Annotated in this window: 2 protein-coding genes; both read right to left on the minus strand. The window is 69.0% G+C overall.

Features of this window, described 5'->3' with window-relative positions; genetic code table 11:
* On the minus strand, positions 1-881 hold an 881-nt coding region (gene purU, locus IT40_RS26355; RefSeq protein ID WP_036761466.1), incomplete at its 3' end, for a formyltetrahydrofolate deformylase.
* A gap of 132 nt (positions 882-1013) precedes the next feature.
* Positions 1014-1833 (minus strand): bifunctional methylenetetrahydrofolate dehydrogenase/methenyltetrahydrofolate cyclohydrolase FolD (folD, locus tag IT40_RS26360; RefSeq protein ID WP_036761468.1); only part of this gene is annotated, 820 nt, incomplete at its 5' end.

Raw genomic sequence — 1833 nt, forward strand, 5'->3', positions numbered from 1 at the left:
CCCATTCTTTCGGATGCGTAGCTTCCTGGCGAGGCGGGGAAGACCACAGTCTTGTTGCCGTTGAGGAACACCCGGCGGTGGATATGGGCGTGGATGGCGCGGGCCAGGACCTGGCTTTCGACGTCGCGGCCCAGGCTGACATAGTCCTCGGGCGATTGCGCATGGGTGACCCGGACGGTGTCCTGCTCGATGATCGGGCCCTCGTCGAGGTCGGCGGTCACGTAATGGCTGGTCGCCCCGATCAGCTTCACCCCGCGCTCGAAGGCCTGCTTGTAGGGGTTGGCGCCCTTGAAGCTCGGCAGGAAGGAATGGTGGATGTTGATGATCCGCCCCGACATCTTGCGGCACAATGCGTCCGACAGCACCTGCATGTAGCGCGCCAGAACCACCAGCTCGGCCCCCGAATCCTCGACCACCGCCATCAGCTGCGCCTCGGCCTGCGGCTTGTTCTCGCGCGTGACCTTGATGCAGTGGAAGGGGATGTCGTGGTTCACCACCACCTTCTGGTAGTCCATGTGGTTCGAGATCACCGCCACGATCTCGATCGGCAGCGCGCCGATGCGCCAGCGATAGAGCAGGTCGTTCAGGCAATGCCCGAAGCGGCTGACCATGATCACCACCTTCATCTTCTCGGCCTCGTCATGGATGGCGTAGTCCATGCCGAAGGGCTCCGCCGGGCCGGCCAGGCCCGCGCGCAGCGCCTCCAGCCCCACGCCCTCCTCCGAGACGAAGCTCACCCGCATGAAGAAGCGCCCGGTCTCGGTATCGTCGAACTGCGAACTGTCGGTGATGTTGCAGCCATGCTCGGCCAGAAAGCCGGCCACGGTGGCGACGATGCCGCGCGTCGAGGGGCAGGCGACCGTCAGCGTGTATTTCTTCATCTGGCTCTCCACTGAAAGGGCAAGCGCCCTGGTTTCTTCCGTGTGCAAATATCCCGGGGGGACGCTCCTGCGGCCCCCTCGAGGGGCCGCAGGAGCGGGGGGGCAGCGCCCCCCGCCGTCCCGCGCCATCCCTCAGGCCGCCGCGCCTTCGGCCCGGCCCGGATCCGGCTCGGGCAGGCCATGCGCCCGGCAGCAGGCCACCAGCGTATTGGCCAGCAGGCAGGCGATGGTCATCGGCCCCACGCCTCCCGGCACCGGGGTGATCGCGCCCGCCACCTGCGCCGCGCCCGCGAAGTCCACGTCGCCGACCAGCCGCGACCGGCCCTCCTCCTCGATGCGGTTGATGCCCACGTCGATCACCGTGGCGCCGGGCTTGATCCACTCGCCCCGGATCATCCGCGCCCGGCCCACCGCCGCCACCAGGATGTCCGCCCGCCGGCAGACCGCCGCCAGCTCGCGGGTGCGGCTGTGGGCGATGGTCACCGTGCAGTTCTCGGCCAGCAAGAGCTGCGCCATCGGCTTGCCCACGATGTTCGAGCGCCCCACCACCACCGCCTCCAGCCCCGACAGATCCCCGAGCGTCTCGCGCAAGAGCATCAGGCAGCCCGAGGGCGTGCAGGGCACCAGCGCCTTCTGCCCGGTCCCCAGCAGCCCCACGTTCAGCGCATGGAACCCGTCCACGTCCTTTCGCGGGTCGATGGCGGCGATCACCGCCCCGGCGTCCATATGCGCGGGCAGCGGCAGCTGCACCAGGATGCCGTGCACGGCCGGGTCGGCATTGAGCCGCGCGACCAGCGCCAGCAGCGCCGCCTGCGGCGTCTCGGCCGCAAGCCGGTGCTCGAAGCTCGCCATCCCCGCCTCGCGCGTCTGGACCGCCTTGTTCCTGACATAGACCTGGCTCGCAGGATCCTCGCCCACCAGAACAACCGCAAGCCCGGGCACCAACCCGTGC

Source organism: Paracoccus versutus (assembly GCF_000763885.1).
Classification (GTDB): Bacteria; Pseudomonadota; Alphaproteobacteria; order Rhodobacterales; family Rhodobacteraceae; genus Paracoccus; species Paracoccus versutus.